The 14,167-nt window shown below is 74.7% G+C and carries 9 protein-coding genes; 4 read left to right on the top strand and 5 right to left on the bottom strand.

Annotation, left to right across the window (positions count from 1 at the left end):
* Window positions 1-223 precede the first annotated feature (223 nt).
* From ACFY07_RS14300 to ACFY07_RS14310, 3 genes are all read left to right on the top strand, one after another.
* Window positions 224-886: a response regulator transcription factor gene (locus ACFY07_RS14300; protein WP_230746309.1), complete on the top strand. Its 663-nt coding sequence runs from the start codon at window positions 224-226 to the stop codon at window positions 884-886.
* Window positions 887-1,097: 211 nt separating this feature from the next.
* Window positions 1,098-3,059, top strand: a complete 1,962-nt coding sequence (locus ACFY07_RS14305) for a 2-oxoacid:acceptor oxidoreductase subunit alpha (RefSeq protein ID WP_390868908.1) — start codon at window positions 1,098-1,100, stop codon at window positions 3,057-3,059.
* Window positions 3,052-4,167 carry a 2-oxoacid:ferredoxin oxidoreductase subunit beta gene (locus tag ACFY07_RS14310; protein ID WP_390868909.1) on the top strand — a complete coding sequence of 372 codons (1,116 nt, stop codon included), beginning with the start codon at window positions 3,052-3,054 and terminating at the stop codon, window positions 4,165-4,167. The genes ACFY07_RS14305 and ACFY07_RS14310 overlap by 8 nt, the downstream gene beginning before the upstream one ends.
* A gap of 171 nt (window positions 4,168-4,338) precedes the next feature.
* On the opposite strand, the gene ACFY07_RS14315 is transcribed toward ACFY07_RS14310, so the two are convergent.
* A complete protein-coding gene (locus tag ACFY07_RS14315; protein ID WP_390868910.1) occupies window positions 4,339-7,314 on the bottom strand; it encodes a glycoside hydrolase family 48 protein in 2,976 nt (991 codons plus the stop codon).
* A gap of 345 nt (window positions 7,315-7,659) precedes the next feature.
* Between ACFY07_RS14315 and rarD the strand changes: the two genes are divergently transcribed.
* Window positions 7,660-8,808, top strand: a complete 1,149-nt coding sequence (rarD, locus tag ACFY07_RS14320; protein WP_390868911.1) for an EamA family transporter RarD — start codon at window positions 7,660-7,662, stop codon at window positions 8,806-8,808.
* 155 nt (window positions 8,809-8,963) lie between these two features.
* On the opposite strand, the gene ACFY07_RS14325 is transcribed toward rarD, so the two are convergent.
* From ACFY07_RS14325 to ACFY07_RS14340, 4 genes are all read right to left on the bottom strand, one after another.
* Window positions 8,964-10,244, bottom strand: a complete 1,281-nt coding sequence (locus ACFY07_RS14325) for an ABC transporter substrate-binding protein (RefSeq protein ID WP_390868912.1) — start codon at window positions 10,242-10,244, stop codon at window positions 8,964-8,966.
* Between the two features lie 331 nt (window positions 10,245-10,575).
* A complete protein-coding gene (locus ACFY07_RS14330) occupies window positions 10,576-11,466 on the bottom strand; it encodes an ABC transporter permease subunit (RefSeq protein ID WP_390868913.1) in 891 nt (296 codons plus the stop codon).
* Window positions 11,453-12,472 (bottom strand): ABC transporter ATP-binding protein, encoded by a 1,020-nt coding sequence (locus ACFY07_RS14335; RefSeq protein ID WP_390868914.1) that lies wholly within the window; start codon window positions 12,470-12,472, stop codon window positions 11,453-11,455. The genes ACFY07_RS14330 and ACFY07_RS14335 overlap by 14 nt, the downstream gene beginning before the upstream one ends.
* On the bottom strand, window positions 12,472-13,785 hold the full coding sequence (locus ACFY07_RS14340; RefSeq protein WP_390868915.1) for an outer membrane lipoprotein carrier protein LolA: 1,314 nt from the start codon (window positions 13,783-13,785) through the stop codon (window positions 12,472-12,474). The genes ACFY07_RS14335 and ACFY07_RS14340 overlap by 1 nt, the downstream gene beginning before the upstream one ends.
* Window positions 13,786-14,167: the final 382 nt, after the last annotated feature.

A 14,167-nucleotide genomic window follows, 5' to 3' on the forward strand; every position in this document is an offset into this window, starting at 1 on the left:
TATGAGCCGGACCGCATGAGCCGGGCCGTATGAGCCGGACCGGGTGGGCCGGGCCGCGTGGGCGGGCCCGCCGCGCCGGCCCGCACGCGCCCGGCCGCGGCGCGCCGCGGAACCCCGGCCCTTCCGCCCGCCGCGGCTGCCCGGTGGGCCAGACTGGGCCCGGACCGGCGTCCGCCGGTCCCGTCCGCCGCCCAGCCGTCCAGCCGCCCACCGGAAGGCCGCCATGCTCCGCGTCGTCATCGCCGAGGACTCCGTACTGCTGCGGGAGGGCCTGACCCGCCTGCTCACCGACCGCGGGATGGAGGTCGCGGCCGGCGTCGGCGACGGCGCGGCCCTGCTGGCGGCCGTCGAGGAGCTGGCCGGCGCCGGCCGCCTCCCGGACGTCGTCGTCGCCGACGTGCGGATGCCCCCCACCCACACCGACGAGGGCGTGCGGGCCTGCGTGGAGCTGCGCCGCCGCCACCCAGGGCTGGGCGTGCTGGTCCTCTCCCAGTACGTCGAGGAGCGCTACGCCTCCGAGCTGCTGGCCGGCTCCACCCGCGGCGTCGGCTACCTGCTGAAGGACCGGGTGGCCGAGGTGCGGGAGTTCGCCGAGGCCGTGGAGCGGGTGGCCGCGGGCGGGACCGCCCTGGACCCGGAGGTCGTGGCCCAGCTGATCGGCCGCAGCCGCCGGGCCGACGTGCTGGAGTCGCTGACCCCGCGCGAGCGGGAGGTGCTGGCGCTGATGGCCGAGGGCCGCACCAACACCGCCGTCGCCCGGCAGCTCGTCGTCTCCGACGGCGCGGTCGAGAAGCACGTCGGCAACATCTTCCTCAAGCTGGGGCTCGCCCAGAGCCCGGAGGACCACCGGCGGGTGCTCGCGGTGCTGGCGTACCTGCGCTCCTGAGGCCCGCCCGAGCCTGCCCCGCGCCGTCCTCGGCGGGGGAGCGGACCCGGCGTGCGCGTGGTTGGACGAAGGGGGTGAAAGGCGCCCCGCGAGCATCCCGGGCTCCTGACATAGGCAACCCTTACCCGCATAGGATGAGGACGGTGCACCACGTGGACGGGAGCACACGGCTCGCGCCCGCTCGTGGTGGCCTCGAGGGAGGTCCAGGCCAGTGACCAGCCAGGTCGACCAGACGGAGGCGGCGGACGGGGCGGCGGCGCCCGGCGGCCCGCCCGGGGAGTCCCGGAGCCCGGCGGGCGGGCCCGTCAAGCAGGTGAAACGGCTGGACCGCGTGGTCATCCGGTTCGCGGGGGACTCCGGCGACGGCATGCAGCTCACCGGCGACCGCTTCACGTCGGAGACCGCGTCCTTCGGCAACGACCTGTCCACGCTGCCGAACTTCCCCGCCGAGATCCGCGCCCCCGCCGGCACGCTGCCCGGGGTGTCGTCCTTCCAGCTGCACTTCGCCGACCACGACATCCTCACCCCCGGCGACGCCCCGCACGTGCTGGTGGCGATGAACCCGGCAGCGCTCAAGGCCAACCTGGCGGACGTGCCGCGCGGCGCCGAGGTCATCGTCAACACCGACGAGTTCACCAGGCGCGCCCTGGCCAAGGTCGGCTACGCGGCCGACCCGCTGGAGGACGGCTCGCTGGCGGCGTGGAACGTCCACCGGGTGCCGCTCACCACGCTCACGGTGGAGGCCCTGAAGGACTCCGGGCTGGCCCGCAAGGACGCCGAGCGGGCGAAGAACATGTTCGCGCTCGGCCTGCTGTCGTGGATGTACCACCGGCCCACCGAGGGCACCGAGCGGTTCCTGCGGCAGAAGTTCGCCGGGCGCCCCGAGATCGCCGAGGCGAACGTCGCCGCCTTCCGGGCGGGGTGGAACTTCGGCGAGACCACCGAGGACTTCGCCGTCTCCTACGAGGTCGCCCCCGCCTCCCTGGCCCCGGGCCGGTACCGGAACATCTCCGGCAACCTCGCGCTCTCCTACGGCCTGGTCGCGGCCTCGCACCGCTCCGGCCTGCCGCTCTTCCTCGGCTCGTACCCGATCACCCCGGCCTCCGACATCCTGCACGAGCTGTCGAAGCACAAGAACTTCGGCGTGCGGACCTTCCAGGCGGAGGACGAGATCGCCGGCATCGGCGCGGCGCTGGGCGCCGCCTTCGGCGGCTCGCTCGCGGTGACGACCACCTCGGGGCCCGGCGTGGCGCTGAAGTCGGAGACGATCGGACTGGCGGTCTCGCTGGAGCTGCCGCTGCTGGTCGTGGACATCCAGCGCGGCGGCCCCTCCACCGGCCTGCCCACCAAGACCGAGCAGGCCGACCTGCTGCAGGCCATGTACGGGCGCAACGGCGAGGCCCCGGTGCCGGTCGTCGCCCCCGCCACCCCCGCCGACTGCTTCGACGCGGCCCTGGAGGCCGCCCGCATCGCGCTGACCTACCGCACGCCGGTCTTCCTGCTCTCCGACGGGTACCTGGCCAACGGCTCCGAGCCCTGGCGCATCCCCGACACCGACGCGCTGCCCGACCTGCGGGTGGAGTTCGCCACCGGTCCCAACCACACCGCCGAGGACGGCACCGAGGTCTTCTGGCCGTACAAGCGCGACCCCGGCACCCTGGCCCGCCCCTGGGCGGTGCCCGGCACGCCGGGGCTGGAGCACCGCATCGGCGGCATCGAGAAGCAGGACGGCACCGGCAACATCTCCTACGACCCGGCCAACCACGACTTCATGGTCCGCACCCGCCAGGCCAAGGTCGACGGGATCGCGGTGCCGGACCTGGCGGTGGACGACCCGGACGGCGACGCCCCGCTGCTGGTGCTGGGCTGGGGCTCCACCTACGGGCCGATCACGGCCGCGGTGCGCCGGGTGCGCGCCGCCGGCGGCCGCGTCGCCCAGGCCCACCTGCGCCACCTCAATCCGTTCCCCGCCAACCTCGGTGCGGTGCTGCGCTCCTACGACCGGGTGGTGGTGCCCGAGATGAACCTCGGCCAGCTCGCCCGGCTGATCCGCGCCGAGTACCTGGTCGACGCCCGCTCCCACACCCAGGTCAGCGGCATGCCGTTCAAGGCCGAGCAGCTCGCCGACGCCCTCCAGGCAGCCCTCCGGGAAGGACCGACCGCCCATGTCTGACACCGACGGCACCGCCCGCAACGGCACCGCCCGCAACGGCACCGCCCGCAACGGCACCGCCGCGCTGCCCGCGCTCTCCCTGGTGCCCAGGGCCGCCGCCCCGCAGACCGCCCGGGACTTCAAGACGGACCAGGAGGTCCGCTGGTGCCCCGGCTGCGGCGACTACGCCATCCTGGCCGCGGTGCAGTCCTTCATGCCCGAGCTCGGCCTGGCCCGGGAGAACGTCTGCTTCGTCTCCGGCATCGGCTGCTCCTCCCGCTTCCCGTACTACATGAACACCTACGGGATGCACTCCATCCACGGCCGCGCCCCGGCGATCGCCACCGGCCTGGCCGTCTCCCGCCCCGACCTGAGCGTGTGGGTCGTCACCGGCGACGGCGACGCGCTGTCCATCGGCGGCAACCACCTCATCCACGCCCTGCGCCGCAACGTCAACCTCAAGATCCTGCTCTTCAACAACCGGATCTACGGCCTGACCAAGGGCCAGTACTCGCCCACCAGCGAACTCGGCAAGATCACCAAGTCGACGCCGATGGGCTCCCTCGACGCCCCCTTCAACCCGGTCTCCCTCGCCCTGGGCGCCGAGGCCACCTTCGTCGCCCGCACCCTGGACTCCGACCGCCGCCACCTGCAGTCGGTGCTGCGCGCGGCCGCCGAGCACCGCGGCACCGCCCTCGTGGAGATCTACCAGAACTGCAACATCTTCAACGACGGCGCCTTCGACGCCCTCAAGGAGCCCGCCACCCGCGACGAGGCCGTGATCCGGCTGGAGCACGGGCAGCCGGTCCGCTTCGGCGCCGGGGGCTCGCGGGGCGTCTTCCGCGACCCGGCCACCGGCGACCTGTACACGGACGGGGTGACGGCGGAGAACGCCGCCGCCGTCCTCGTCCACGACGCCCACAGCCCCAGCCCCACCACCGCCTTCGCCCTCTCCCGCCTCACCGACCCCGACACCCTGCACCACACCCCGATCGGCGTGCTGCGCGCCGTCGACCGCCCGGTCTACGACACCCTCATGACCGAGCAGCTCACCGCCGCCACGGCCGCCCGCGGGCAGGGCGACCTGGCCTCCCTCCTCGCCGGCGCCGACACCTGGACGGTCGGCTGACCCGCACCCGCACCCGCACCCGCACCCGCACCCCGGACGGCAGGCGGGCGCGGGGCGCGGCCGGACTCCTCCGGCCGCGCCCCGCGCCCTCTCCCGGGTGGGGGTCTCAGGGGGACGTCACCCCGCGCGGGTCACCTGGCGGCCCCGGGGGAGCCGGGGGCCGCGTGCGCCTCACTCGCCGAACAGCTCGCCGTACGCGGCGAGCGCCGTCGCGATGTCGGCCTGCGCCCAGAACCGGTGGTAGGTGAAGACCGGGGCGGCGCCGCCGTCCAGGTAGTTCTGCACCTTGGACCACTGCGGGTCCTTCGTGTACCAGGAGCGGATGGACAGGAAGGTGGCGTTCGCGTCGACCACGTCGCCGTTCGGCATCCTCCCGGTCCAGCCCGGCGGGACGTAGACGCCGTCGTGGTTGGTGTTCGCGGTGCTGTACTTCTGGGTGACGCGGCTGTAGTCGGCCCGGGTCTCGGGGACGGCCACGCCGATGGGGTCGGAGTAGTGGGTCCACATGCCGTCGAGCAGGGCCTTGGCGGTGGACCTCGCCGCGGCGTCGCCGGACCTGGCGGCGTAGTAGGCGAGCAGTTTGGCGTAGGAGCCGGTCACGCCCACGTCGTCGGTGTAGTCGAGGACGGTGACGTGCAGGCCCGCGTTGGTGCCGGGGGCCGCCGGGTTCCAGGCGTCGGGGGCGCCGGTCCACTTGAGGGTGGACGGGATCCGGTACGTGCCGTCGGGGTTGACCGTGGTCCGGGACAGCGCCCAGGCGACCCACTTGCCGAGGACGGCCTTGGCCTTGGCGTCGCCCGTCGCGTAGTAGTACTCGGCCACCCGCTCCAGCGACCAGGCCTGGAAGCCGAACCACTGGTTGCTGTCCGGGTCGTGGTAGACCGGCGCCGGGTCGTAGGCCATGCCGTGGAAGGTGGGGGTGCCGGCCGGCGGGGCGCCGTAGGCGCCGCCCCAGCTGTTGGTGGCGCCGCCCGCGATGCCGCCCTCGGCGGACTGCAGCCAGGTGTAGAACTCCAGCTGCCGCTGGAGGGATTTGGTCCAGTCCGCCTTGCCGGTGGCCGACTTCGGCGCCATGGCGGCGTCGGTGGTCAGCGCGTAGGCGGCCATGGGGTTCTGGTAGCCCTGGTGGGCGGTGCTGTCGCCGATCCGCCAGGCCCACCCGGCGCTCGGGTCGGCGGCGCCGCCCCAGGCGTAGGACCAGGAGAGCAGGTAGTGCTCGCTGTCCTTGCCGGTGCCGGCGGGGCAGGCGGTGGGGCTGGTGCAGGTGCCGATCTTCTTGAAGTACTTGTCGAAGAAGGAGTACCGCAGGTAGTCGCCCATCTTGCCGGCCTTGGCGACGGTGGCGGCGACGTCCGCGCCCCTGCCCTGGGCCTTGGCCCAGACGTCGGCCCAGTAGGCGGCCTGGACGGCGCGGGCGTCGGCGTCGGGGGCGTCGGTGTACTTCCACTGCTCGGCGTAGCTCGCGTCCTTGGTGAACAGGTCGAGGTAGCCGTTCCTCCCGCCGTAGGCGAAGTTGTCGCAGGAGGGCTGGGGGACGGTCTCGAAGACCGACTCCTGCGGGCCGCGCTGGTAGGAGTTGATGAAGGACGGGCCCTTGGCGGTCGGGCCCTGCTCGCAGCCGCCGCCCGGGGTGACGCCGTAGCCGTAGGTGTTGTCGACGTCCTGCAGCCAGTGCATGCCGTAGACGTCGTCGGTGCCGTAGGCGGACTTCAGCTCGGCGGCGATGGGGTCCTGGCCGGAGGCGACCGACCGGTCGAGCTGGGAGGGGTACTGGTCCGGCAGGTCGTGCTCGGGGGCGTAGGTGGCGGGCCTGCCCGCGTTGTAGAAGCTGTTCGTGGGCTGGTCGGCGTGGGTGGGGATCATGTACTTCTCCATGGTCGCCCACGCCGCGTTGAACTTCGTCCAGTCGCCGGTGACCCGGCCGTACTGCGCCTGCAGCCAGATGAGGTAGCTGTACGCCTCGGAGGTGGTCTCGTGGCCCTGGTCGGGCGCCTCGATGATCAGGGTCTCCACCGAGTGGTAGGGGATGCCCTCGGGGGAGAAGTAGCCGTTCGCCGGGTTGGTGATCCTGTCGTGCATCTCCAGGAACCGGGAGGTGTACGTGCCCGAGCCGGACGCCTTGAGCTCGGTGACGGTCACGGCGGCGTCGGAGTATCCGGCGGCCCTGGCGGTGAAGGTGGCGGCGCCGGTGGAGGAGGCGTCGGCGGTCACCGTCACGGTCCGGGCGGTCGACCAGTCTGCGGGCGTGAAGGTGAGGGAGGCGCCGCCGGTGACGGCCAGCCCGGTGTTGCCGGAGGTGCGGGACACGGTGGCGGTGACGTCCGCGGCGGGCTTCCCGGAGAGCTTCAGCTGGAAGGTCGCGGTCCTCCCCTGCTGCACCGAGAGGCTGTCGGGCACCGCGACCAGGGCGGGCCCGGCGGCGACGTGCACGCCGACCGGCGCCGACTCGCTGCTCGCACCGGTGGAGTCGTAGGCCTTGGCGTAGACGGAGTGGTCGCCGGCCGGGACGTTCGTCCAGTCGAAGGCGAACGGCGCGGCGGTGTCGGTGCCCAGCAGGGTGGTGTCGCTGTAGAACTCGACCCTGCTCACGGTCGCCCCGTCGGCGGCGCCCGCGGTGGCGGCCAGCGGGACGGTGCCGCCCGCGCTCCAGGTGCCGCCGGCGGTGGGCGAGGTCAGGACGACGGTGGGGGCGGCGTGGGCGCCGTTGCACGGGGTGCCGTTGAGCGTGAAGGAGGTCGGCTTGGCGTTGGTGCCGCTGTAGGCGAAGTTCGCGCCGATGGTGGTGGAGCCGCCGGCGGGGACGGCGGCGTTGTAGCCGGCGTCCTTGACCGTGACGGCCTTGCCGCTCTGCGACCAGACGCCGCTCCAGCCCTGCTGGAGCGTCTGGTTGCCGCTGTAGGCGTAGCCGAGGGTCCAGCCGTTGACGGCGTCGGTGCCGCGGTTGGTGACCGTCAGGGTGGCGGTGAAGCCGGTGCCCCAGTCGTTGGTGCTGTAGTCGACGCTGCACTGCAGGCCCGCCGCGGCGGCGGGGGCCGCCGTGCCGGCGGTGGCGGTCAGTCCGGCGAGGACCAGGGCGAGCCCGGTGCCGGAGGCGGTGAGCAGGCGGCCTCTGCGGGGCCGGGTGCGGTGCTGGGTGATCGCGGGCATGGCGGTGCGGACTCCTCGGGTGGGGGGAGCGGCAGGGCACGGGCACGGCGCCGCAGCCCGGGGGCGGGCGGGGGCGCGGGATCGCGATACGCGAGCGGAAGGGGCCGCGGCGGGGCCGGAGCGCAGGGCTGCGCCATGGGGGGGCCACCGACATGGGAGCGCTCCCAAGCATCGAGCCGCGGCACACCCGTGTCAAGGGTGCCGCCGTCCCGCCGCCCCGGGCGCCCCCGTTCGCGCCCGATCGAGCCGTGTCAGGACCGACATGCGGATACGCCCGTGACGGACCTGCCGGCGGCCCGGTACTGTCCCCCGGGGACACGTGACGAGGCTGAGGAGCAAGCCGCGATGCAGGAGGAGCACGCCGGGATCCGACCCGGCGTGAATGAGCGCGTGGGGTTCTGGTACGGCGTCGCCGCGTACGGCATGTGGGGCCTCTTCCCGCTGTACTGGCCGCTGCTGGGGCCCAGCTCCCCGGCCGAGATCCTGGCCCACCGCATGGTCTGGTCGCTGGTCGCCGTGACCGCCCTGCTGCTGGCCACCCGCCGCCGCGGCTGGGTCCGGCCGCTGCTGCGCCAGCCCCGCAGGCTCGCCCTGTGCGCCTGCGCCGCCGCCGCCGTCTCGGTCAACTGGGGCGTCTACATCTGGGGCGTCAACAGCGGGCACGTGGTGGAGACCAGCCTCGGCTACTTCATCAACCCGCTGGTCACCATCGCCTTCGGCGTGCTCCTGCTCCACGAGCGGCTGCGCCCGGTCCAGTGGGCCGCCGTCGGCACCGGCTCCGCCGCGGTGGCGGTGCTCACCGCCGGGTACGGGCGGCTGCCCTGGATCGCGCTGGTCCTCGCCCTCTCCTTCGCCGTCTACGGGCTGCTGAAGAAGAAGATCGGGCTGGGCGGGCCGGAGAGCCTCGCCGTCGAGACCGCCTTCCAGTTCTGGCCGGCCCTCGGCTACGTCGTCTTCCTCGCCCTCACCGGCCAGGGGACCTTCGGCCGCACCGGCGCCGGATACGGATGGGGGCACTCCGGCCTGCTGGTGCTCTCGGGGCTGGTCACCGCCCTGCCGCTGCTCTGCTTCGGTGTCGCCGCGCTGCGGGTGCCGCTCACCGTGCTGGGGCTGCTCCAGTACCTCGCGCCCGTCTTCCAGTTCCTGCTGGGGCTCGTGGTCTTCCACGAGGACATGCCGCCGGCCCGCTGGGCGGGCTTCTCCCTCGTGTGGGCGGCCCTGGCCCTGCTGACCTGGGACGCCGCACGCCAGGCGCGCCGCAACCGGGTCCGGCTGCGGGAGGCCGCCGCGGCGGACGCCGCCGCGGGGGCCGAGGGCGGCACGGCCGGGGACGCGACCGGTGACACGGCCGGGGATGCAGTTGGTGACACGGTCGGCGGCACGGCCGGGAATGCGGCCGGTGACATGGCCGAGGATGTGGTCGGTGACATGGCCGAGGATGCGGCCGGTGACACGGCCGAGGGTGTGGCCGTGGACGCCGCCGTGCGCGGCTGACCCGGCCCGCCCGGCGGGGGCGGCGCCCTGGGGACGGGGTCCGCCGGGGCCGCGCGTGACGCGCGGCCCCGGCGGACCCCGGTGCCGTCCGGACCGCCTCCTCGGAGGCGGTCCGGACGGCCGTGCCCGTCGGCCGTGCCCGTCGGGCGTGCCCGTCAGGCGGCGTGCTGCCGTGCGGCGGCCGCCAGCGCCTGCTGGAAGGGCGCCACCTGGCGGTTCTTGACGAAGGTCTCCAGGGCCCCGTCGATCGCCGCGTTCCAGGCGTTGTTGGCGACCACGCCGTGGGTGAGCGAGCCGACGATGCGGCAGCGCTTCCACTCGTCCATCGACCACTGCAGGTACTCGCCGAAGAGGGCGCGGTCCTCGGTGTCGAGGTCGGTGAGGGTCGGGATGGAGCCCTTGGCGCCGTTGAAGCCGAGCTGCCCCGACTTGCTGCCGCACTCCTTGAGCCAGGCGAGGGCCGCGTCGCGGTGCTTGGCGCCCTTGGGCAGGGTGAAGGAGTCGGAGAGGAACTGGAACGTCCCCGCCGTGCCCGGCACCGGCGCCCACGCGTAGTCCGTGCCGGGCTGGAGGTTCTGCGTCAGCTTGAAGCTGCCCTCGGCCCAGTCGCCCATGATCTGGTAGGCGGCCTTGCCCGAGCCGACCAGCGTGCTGGCCTCGTCCCAGCTGGAGGCGGCGGACGAGGCGTTGGTGAAGGTCAGCACCTCGTGGAAGCCCTCCAGCGCCTGCTGGACCCTGGGCGAGGACCAGTCGGCGCCCTTCGCCCACAGCGCCGTCCAGCCCTGGGGGCCCAGGCTGGACAGCAGGACCGTCTCCAGCAGGTGCTTCAGGGTCCAGGCGTCGGCGACGACCAGCGGCACCCGGCCGCCGGCCCGCTTGACCTGCTGCAGGCCGGCCAGGAAGGCGGTGAACGTCTTCGGTGCCGGGTCGGCCCCGACGCTCTTGAGGACCTTGGGGTTCGACCAGAGCATGTTGGCGCGGTGGATGTTCACCGGCACCGAGTAGTAGTCGCCCCCGGACCTGATGAGCGGCAGCACCTCCTTGGGGAAGAGGTCCGCCCACTTCTGCTCGGCGTACAGGTCGTTGAGGTTCTCCAGCTTGCCGGCCGTGATGTAGTCGGAGAGCTCCGCCCCCGCGTGGCCCTGGAAGGAGTCCGGCGGGTCGTTGGCGTCCAGACGCCGGGCCAGTTCGGCCTTGGCGTTGGCGCCGGCGCCGCCCGCGACGGCGCGGTTGACGAAGGAGACGTTCGGCTGGTTGAGCTTGAAGTCGGCGAGCAGCGCCTGGAGACCGGCGTTCTCGGCGCCCTCGGTCCACCAGGAGAAGACCTCGACCTCGCCCGAGGGGGCCGCGGTGCCGCCCCCCTTGCTGCCGCAGGCGGACAGCACTGCGGATCCTGCGACGGCCCCGGTGGCCAGCAGGAACGCCCTGCGGCTCATGGACATGTGTGGATCTCTCCCGTTCGTGCCGGAGGAATGCGCGGCGCGGCGCCGAGGGGATGTGCGCCGCGCTGCCGCCCACGCCGCCGCCCGGTCCGGCGGGACCTGAGGGGGATCCACACGACCAGGCGCGGACGGCAGTACACGCTGAAATGAGTCGCGGTCATCCCACCGGTGCGAGGGGACGGGCGTCAAGTTGGCTGCCGGTCTTTGAGACAGAAGCGGCCTCTTTTTCACCGCGAGCACCTATTCCATCGCCGTGCGTCACCGAATGCGGGCCGTTCTTGGTGCGTGCACGATCATCGAATGGCGGGAGGAGGTTCCCCGCGGCTCAGGCCGCGATGTCCCGCGCGGTGAACCGCGCCCAGGCGGCCGCGCCGAAAACGGCGGTGTACAGACCCTGAAGTCCGAGATTCCGCAGCACGTCGTCGAGGTACATCGGCTGCCGCAGCAGATCGGCGAAGCTCAGCCAGTAGTGCGGGAACAGCCACGGCTGAACGGCGTGCAGCTGCGGAATGCCGTCCAGGATCTGGACCGTGATCACGAGCCCCACCGTGGTGGCCATCGCCGCGATCCCGCTGCCGGTCAGGGTGGAGACGAAGAGCCCCAGGGCCGCCAGGCCCGCCAGCGACAGGGCGACCACGCCCGCGATCAGGAGCGCCCGCAGCAGGGCCTCCCCGAACGGCACCGACTCGCCGGACAGCAGCGTCACCCGGCCCAGCGGGAAGAGCGCCGCCCCGGTCGCCAGCGCGGCCAGCGCCACGGTCAGGGTGGCCGCCGCGCAGAACGCCAGGGCCGCGCAGAACTTCGCCGCCAGCAGCCGGGTGCGGCCCGCGGGCGCCACCAGCAGGTACCGCAGCGTGCCGGAGGCCGCCTCGCCGGCGACCGCGTCGCCCGCCACCACGCCCACCGCCATCGGCAGGAAGACCGGCAGGGTCACCGCCAGCGAGGTGAACACCAGGAAGAGGCCGTTCTGGGTGACCTGTGCGATGAAGGCGGGGCCGCCGCCCCCGCCGGAGCCGCCGGTCTCCACCTTCACGACCACACCGATCAGCACCGGCAGCGCGGCCAGGATCGCCAGCAGCGCGAGGGTCCGCAGCCGCCGGAAGGTGATCGACAGCTCGCTGCGGAAGAGCGCCAGCACGCCCGGCACGGTCCGCGGCCGGGGGCCGCGGTGCACCGGTGCGGGAACGGCGGCCGTGGCGGCCTCAGCCTGCGACATCGAAACCCTCTCCCGTCAGCGCCACGAAGGCGTCCTCCAGCGATCCGCGCTCGGTCCCGAAGGAGCGCACCCGCACCCCCGCCTCGACCAGTGCCGCGCACAGCTTGGGCAGCAGCGCATCGGGGTCGGCGGCCGCCTCGGCGGGGGTCTCGCCGTCCACCCGGTCCCCGGTGGTCCGCAGGTCGGCGACGCCGTGGGCGGCGAGCACCCGCACGGCCTCGGCCGCGTCCGGCGTCCGCACCACCAGCCGCCCGCGGGCGCCCGCCGCCAGCTCGGCGACGGTGCCCTGCACGACCAGCCGCCCGCGCGACATCACGGCGGCGTGCGTGCAGACCTGCTCGATCTCGTCCAGCAGGTGCGAGGAGAGGAAGACCGTGGTGCCCTCCGCGGCCACCTCCCGCACCAGCGCCCGGATCTCCCGCATGCCCTGCGGGTCCAGGCCGTTGGTCGGCTCGTCCAGCACCAGCAGCTCGCGGGGCCGGAGCAGCGCGGACGCCAGGCCCAGGCGCTGCTTCATGCCCAGCGAGTACGCCCGCGCCTTCTTCCCGGCCGCCGCGGCCAGCCCCACCCGGTCCAGCGCCTCCGCGACCCGCCGGCTGCGGGTGCGGGGGTCTGCGGTGGGGTCCGCCGCGTCGAAGCGGACCAGGTTGTCCCGGCCGGACAGGAAGCCGTACAGGGCCGGGCCCTCGATCAGGGCGCCCACCCGCGGCAGCACGGCGGACGCCGACTGCGGCATGGGGGAGCCCAGCACGCTCGCCGCCCCCGAGGTGGGGGCGATCAGGCCCATCAGCATCCGGATGGTGGTGGTCTTGCCCGAGCCGTTGGGGCCCAGGAAGCCGAAGACGCTGCCGCCCGGCACGGTGAGGTCCAGGCCGTCCACGGCGAGCTGGCCGCCCCGGAACCGCTTGGTCAGGCCGCGGGTGCGGATCACGGCGGGGGGCGCCGCCCCCGCCGGGGAGGCGGCGCCCCCCGCGGCGGAGGCGGCGGCCTCCGGGGCGGCGGCCACTACCGGCCCCCGGTGGCGGCGCGCCGGAGCACCTGCGGGGAGACGGCGCCCGCGTACACCCGGCCGTCGTCGGTGACCAGGGCGTTGACGAGGCGGGTGTGGAGCAGCGTGCCGCCGCCGACCGGCTTGCCGAACCCCTTGAGGAGGGCGAGCGGGCCCTCGTCGGCGCCGGCCGGGAGCCGCAGCGAGACCACGCTCGTCCAGCCCTGCCCGACGACGTCCACGCCCCCGCCGGGCTGCTGCCGCTGCGCCCCGGGGCGCCCGGGGCCGGTGCCGGGGCCGGTGCCCGGGAGGTCCCCGGCGGCGGCCCGGTGCTCGGTGACCTCGGAGCCCTTCGGCGGGGTGAAGGCGAAGGTCCGGGAGGCCGGACGGTGGAAGGAGACCGAGGTGAAGCCCACGTCGAAGGCGGGGCTGCCGCCTCCGGCCGGCACCACCCGCACCCGCAGCGGCACGCCGTTGGCCGCGTCCACCGAGATCCGGACCTCGCCGACGGTGGACCCGGTGCCCTTCGGCCGCACGCTCAGCTCGTAGGCGTCCTGCCCGGCCACCCGGGAGGTGCCGGTGACCGACACCGCCGTGGTGGACCCCGCCGCCCCCAGCACCTGCCGGGCCGCCTCCTGCGGGGTGGCCGGCACCCGGCCGCCGGCGAACGGCCTGGCGCCGCGGGCGTCCCCGTGCAGGGAGCCCCCCTGCCGGTCGTCCCCGCGCCCGGCGGGCAGGACCAGGTGCACCGCCCGGTTGGTGCGGCTGTCCCAGCCCCACACCTGCGTGCCGTCGTGCACGATCTCGTACTCGGCGAGCCGGTCGATCAGGCCGAGCCGCTGGCGGTCCGGGCCGTCCACCGCCACCTGCAGCGTGTGGGTGCCGGCCAGCAGCCGGGTGAGCTGCGCCTCGGGTGCGGCCGTGCCGTCCTGCCCCCCGCCCCCCGCGCCCGCCCCGCCGCGGTCCGCCCCGCCCGGCGCGCCGTCGCCGCCGGCGCGCCCGCCGAACCCCCCGCCGCCCGGCAGCCCGCCGTCGAGCACCCCGGCCGGCAGGCCCAGGTCGGCGGTGGTCCGCACGGTGCCGGACATCGCCTGCACGTCGGACGCCAGCACCCGGGCGACCAGCTGCTCCGCGGTGACCCGCGGCAGCTTCGGCGACCCGCCGGACGCGAGGGCCGGGACCAGGCCGACCGACACCGCCGCCAGGCCCGCCACCCCCACCGGCACCAGCACCCGGACGGCCTTCCGCCGCCGGTACGGCGCGGCCGGGCCGCCCCCGCCGTCCGCGGCCGGTCCGTCGCCGGTCACCGGGTTCGTGCGCTCCACTGCCATCGCGGTCAGCCCCTCCGTGGGAACGGTTCGGCGGCGGGCCCTTCGGCCGGGTGCCCCGGCGCCCTGGTGCCCGCTCTCCAGCATGCACCCGGCGGGCCGCCCCCGTCGTACTTCCATCACACACCGCGACCGCCGCCCGCCGCATCGGCCCCGGGGAGCAACCCGGTGTACGACCGCCGGAGCATGCCGACCCTGAGAGCCTCTCAGGGTCCGGGCGGCCGACGCGTCCGCCGGGGGGCTGACGTATCGTCCCCCTCATGAGCGAGTCCAGCAGCCCGGTCCCCACCTCCAGCGCCGTGCGGCGGGCCCTGCGCCGGGCCCGCGACGGCGTCGCCCTGGACACCGCGGAGGCCGCGGTGCTGCTCGCGGCGCGCGGCGCCGA

It is taken from the genome of Streptomyces sp. NPDC001380, from assembly GCF_042895785.1.
Classification (GTDB): Bacteria; Actinomycetota; Actinomycetes; order Streptomycetales; family Streptomycetaceae; genus Peterkaempfera.

Coding starts and splice junctions, on each gene's coding strand:
- ACFY07_RS14330 (WP_390868913.1), bottom strand. CDS start 11,466: ATGTCGCAGGCTGAGGCCGCCACGGCCGCCGTTCCCGCACCGGTGCAC.
- ACFY07_RS14315 (WP_390868910.1), bottom strand. CDS start 7,314: ATGCCCGCGATCACCCAGCACCGCACCCGGCCCCGCAGAGGCCGCCTG.
- ACFY07_RS14325 (WP_390868912.1), bottom strand. CDS start 10,244: ATGAGCCGCAGGGCGTTCCTGCTGGCCACCGGGGCCGTCGCAGGATCC.
- ACFY07_RS14340 (WP_390868915.1), bottom strand. CDS start 13,785: ATGGCAGTGGAGCGCACGAACCCGGTGACCGGCGACGGACCGGCCGCG.
- rarD (WP_390868911.1), top strand. CDS start 7,660: ATGCAGGAGGAGCACGCCGGGATCCGACCCGGCGTGAATGAGCGCGTG.
- ACFY07_RS14300 (WP_230746309.1), top strand. CDS start 224: ATGCTCCGCGTCGTCATCGCCGAGGACTCCGTACTGCTGCGGGAGGGC.
- ACFY07_RS14310 (WP_390868909.1), top strand. CDS start 3,052: ATGTCTGACACCGACGGCACCGCCCGCAACGGCACCGCCCGCAACGGC.